The organism is Tabrizicola sp. (genome assembly GCF_051645465.1).
Classification (GTDB): Bacteria; Pseudomonadota; Alphaproteobacteria; order Rhodobacterales; family Rhodobacteraceae; genus Tabrizicola.
This window is the reverse complement of sequence record NZ_JBOFBI010000355.1, coordinates 1-3,934: the sequence shown is the minus strand read 5'-3', so window position 1 is coordinate 3,934 and position 3,934 is coordinate 1. Positions and strand designations below refer to the sequence as shown.

The following is a 3,934-nucleotide window of genomic DNA, read 5'->3' as shown; positions in this document are numbered from 1 at the left end:
TGCTGGTCGGTGCCCTTGAAGTTGAAGGCGCCGGTGTAGACGCGGGAGTTCATCTGCATGTCGCCAAGGTGGATGACCTCGGCCCCGCCGGAGATTTCCTCCCACACGTTCTTGTTGGGGTCGAGGGCGTCGCGGGACTGGTCCACGAAGGCGAGCTTGACCGTTTCGCCGAGCTTGATCGTGCCTTCGTCGGGCTTCTCGGCCCCGATGATCATGCGGAAGAGGGTGGATTTGCCGGCACCGTTCGGGCCGATGACGCCGACGATGGCCCCCGGCGGGACGGTGAAGGACAGATCCTCGATCAGAAGCTTGTCGCCCATGGCTTTCTTCAGGCCCTCGACCTCGATCACCTTGTTCCCCAGACGCTCGCCATTGGGGATGATGATCTGGGCCTGCGTCGCGCGTTCGGTGACGGTCTGGCTCGCCATCTCGTTATAGCGGGAAAGGCGCGCCTTGCCCTTGGCCTGGCGGGCCTTGGCGCCGGAGCGGATCCATTCCAGTTCCTTCTCAAGCGCCTTCTGCTTGGATTTATCCTCGCGCGCCTCTTGCGCCATGCGTTTGGCCTTCTGGTCAAGCCAGGCGGAGTAGTTGCCCTCGTAGGGAATGCCCCGGCCGCGGTCGAGTTCGAGGATCCAGCCGGTGATGTCGTCGAGGAAGTAGCGGTCGTGGGTGACGATCAGGATGGTGCCTTTGTAGTCGATCAGGTGCTTCTGCAGCCAAGCGATCGATTCCGCATCAAGGTGGTTGGTGGGTTCGTCGAGGAGAAGCATGTCGGGCTTTTCGAGGAGGAGCTTGCACAGCGCGACCCGGCGGCGTTCGCCACCCGAAAGCGTGGAGACGTCGGCATCGTCGGGCGGGCAGCGGAGGGCGTCCATCGCGACGCCGACACTGGCTTCCAGCTCCCACAGGTTCTGCGCGTCGATCTGGTCCTGAAGGGCGGCCATCTCGTCCGCAGTCTCGTCCGAGTAGTTCATCGCAAGTTCGTTGTAGCGTTCCAGGATCGCGGTTTGTGCTGCGACACCCAGCATGACGTTGCCTTTGACGTCGAGGGTCGGGTCCAGCTGCGGCTCCTGCGCCAGATAGCCGACCTTGGCACCCTTGGCGGCCCAGGCCTCGCCTTTGAAGTCGGTGTCCATGCCGGCCATGATCTTCAGGAGCGTCGACTTGCCCGCGCCGTTGACGCCGACGACACCGATCTTCACTCCCGGAAGGAAGTTCAGGTGGATGTTTTCAAAGCACTTCTTGCCGCCCGGATAGGTCTTGGAGACGTTCTCCATGTGGTACACGTACTGGTAGCTGGCCATCATTCTTCTCCGGGGCGGGATTTCGGGTTGAGCTGGTATCTAGACGTTCGGGCGGGCGTCGGCAACGGGCCGCGCAGTCATGAAAGCGTCACTGGGGCTTTGGCTGGGCGTTAGGCGTGGCTGGCAGGCTGATGCGGCTGGCTTGGCCAGCGTATCCCACATCAGCGAAAGGACGAGCAACATGACGTATTGCCATGTTCCGGCATTGGCCCTTCTTCTGGGCAGTGGTCTTGCTTTTGCGGTTCCAGCCGTTGGACACAGTTATGTGGCCGACATTCACACGGTGCCTGCTACGGCCGGCCAGACGGCCGATATGGCGCGGGGCGCGGTGTTCCACGATCTGTCGCGCGACGGCGTTCGGCAGGAGGACGAGCCGGGCATCGGGGGCGTGATCGTGTCGAATGGCCGCGATGCCGTGAAGACGGGGCCGGACGGGGCCTACGAGCTGCCGGTCTTCGACAACATGACGGTGATGGTGGTGAAGCCGGCGGACTACGACACCCCGGTGAACGCCGATGGCGTGCCGCAGTTCTCCTATGTCCACAAGCCCGCGGGCACGCCGCAGAAATTCCGTTATGGAGGGATCGCGCCGACGGGACCCCTGCCCGTGGAGATCAACTTTCCGCTGCTACGCCGGCCGGTGGGGGAAGAGTTCTCTTGCGTCGCGATGGGCGATACGCAGCCCTATTCCAACACCGAGGTGGGCTATGTGCGCGACAGCGTGCTCGATTCGATCCTGCGGCAGGATTACCAGGGGGTCGAGTGCCAGCTTCTGCTGGGCGACGTGATGGGCGATGACCTCGGGCTTCTGCCGCGGTTCATGGACATCATGTCGGTGACAGGGTTCCCGCAATACTACATCCACGGGAACCATGACTACGATTTCGACGCGCTTTCCGACGCCGACAGCGCGGACAGCTGGCGCACGCTTTACGGGCCGAACTACTATGCCTTTGAAATCGGCAAGGTGTTCTTTGTGGCGCTCGACAACGTTGTCTTCCCCTGCACGGCGGCCGAAGCGAAGCCGGGCGACCGCGAGCGGTGCGGATCGACGGAAGGAAACCCGATCTACAATGGGCGGGTGACGGACGAGCAAATGGAGTGGCTGAGAAACGTGATGGCACTGGTTCCCGAGGACCGGCTGATCGTTTTCATGCACCACATCCCGTTCGTGAGCCACATCGACAGCAATACGGGACGGCACCAGACCGACAACGTGAACGACATCTATGCGCTGGTCGGCGGGCGGCCCGCGCTGTCGCTGTCGGGCCATACGCACACGCTGGAGTTCCTGGCGGCGGGCGAGTCGTTCAAGGGCTGGAAAGAGCAGGTGAACGTGACGCGCATTCCGTTCGACCATCTGGTCGCGGGCGCGCCGTCGGGCAACTGGTTCTTCGGCGACATGTCGTTTGACGGAACGCCGATGGCATTTTCGCGCGGGGGTACGCCGCCCGGCTATGTGGTGATCGATTTCGACGGTACGGGCTATCAGATCACCTTCCATGCGGCCAATCAGGATCCGGACCGGCAGATGGCGCTGTCGTTCAACACGCCTGCGTTCCGGGAATGGTTCACGGCGATCTACACGTGGCAGGAGGCGCAGGAGGAGGAGACGGCTGACCCCGCGGCGCTGCCGCCGAAGACGCTGAACGACCTCGCCGATGTGAAGCTGTTCACTCCGGAAGAGATCGGGCAGGACGTCTGGCTGACGGCGAACGTCTGGCTGGGCGAGCGGAACACCGAGGTCTACGCCCAGATCAACGACGGCCCGCGGATGCCGATGGAGCGGACGCAGGCCGGGAACGGCGAGGACGTGCTGAAGGGCGCGGAATATGCCGACCCGTTCGCGGTGCAGCGGCAGATGACGGTCGGGCGCTATGCCTGGCAGTCGGCCTCGGGCGACCCGAGGACACAGGGCTTTGAAATCTGGCAGGGCGAGCATTTCGGGCCCGTCGCGCCGCGCGCAGCCGAGGCGTGGATGATCGCGGATTCGTCCTCGCACCTGTGGCGGATGCGCATGCCGGAAGACCTGCCGGAAGGGGCGCATGTGATCACGGTGACGAAGGTCGACCGCTGGGGCCGGGAGTGGCAGGACGAGATCGTCTTCGAAGTGAGGGGCGAGAAGCCGCCGCCGTTCTGGCGGAGCGAGCTCTGGCCGTCGCAGTAATCGGCAGACCGCCCGCCGGACTGGCGGCGGGATGCTGAAGGTCTGGGAACGCCCGCGTTTGTGCGCGGGCGTTTTCAGTTGGGTGGTGGGGCGGGCGATGTGGTCCTTGGGCGCCTTGGCGCGCCAGCGATCAGAGCGTCTTTGCGAACCAGTATTGGGCGTAGGGGTTGTCGTTGTAGCGCGGGATGTCCGTCCAGCCGGTGCGGCGGTAGAGGGCGATGGCTTCGGTGAGCGTCCCGTTGGTGTCGAGGCGAAGCTCGGTGAGGCCGAGGGTGCGGGCTTCGTCCTCGATGGCGGTCATCAGGCGGCGGGCGAGGCCAAGGCCGCGGGCGGTGGGGGCGATCCAGAGGCGTTTCACCTCGGCATTGGGGACGCTGAGGGCGACGCAGCCGACGGGGCTGCCGTCGGCGGTGGCCATGAGGAAGAGGCCGTTCGGGGGGCGGTAGTCGGCGGGGTCGGCGGG

The 3,934-nt window shown here is 64.6% G+C and carries 3 protein-coding genes; 1 reads left to right on the top strand and 2 read right to left on the bottom strand.

Annotated elements, in window-relative coordinates; translation table 11 throughout:
* Positions 1-1,304 (bottom strand): energy-dependent translational throttle protein EttA (gene ettA, locus ACRCSW_RS22180; RefSeq protein ID WP_438707826.1); only part of this gene is annotated, 1,304 nt, incomplete at its 3' end.
* Between the two features lie 181 nt (positions 1,305-1,485).
* Between ettA and ACRCSW_RS22175 the strand changes: the two genes are divergently transcribed.
* On the top strand, positions 1,486-3,471 hold the full coding sequence (locus ACRCSW_RS22175) for a calcineurin-like phosphoesterase C-terminal domain-containing protein (RefSeq protein ID WP_438707825.1): 1,986 nt from the start codon (positions 1,486-1,488) through the stop codon (positions 3,469-3,471).
* 130 nt (positions 3,472-3,601) lie between these two features.
* On the opposite strand, the gene ACRCSW_RS22170 is transcribed toward ACRCSW_RS22175, so the two are convergent.
* Positions 3,602-3,934: GNAT family N-acetyltransferase (locus ACRCSW_RS22170; protein WP_438707824.1), on the bottom strand; the 333-nt coding region annotated here is incomplete at its 5' end.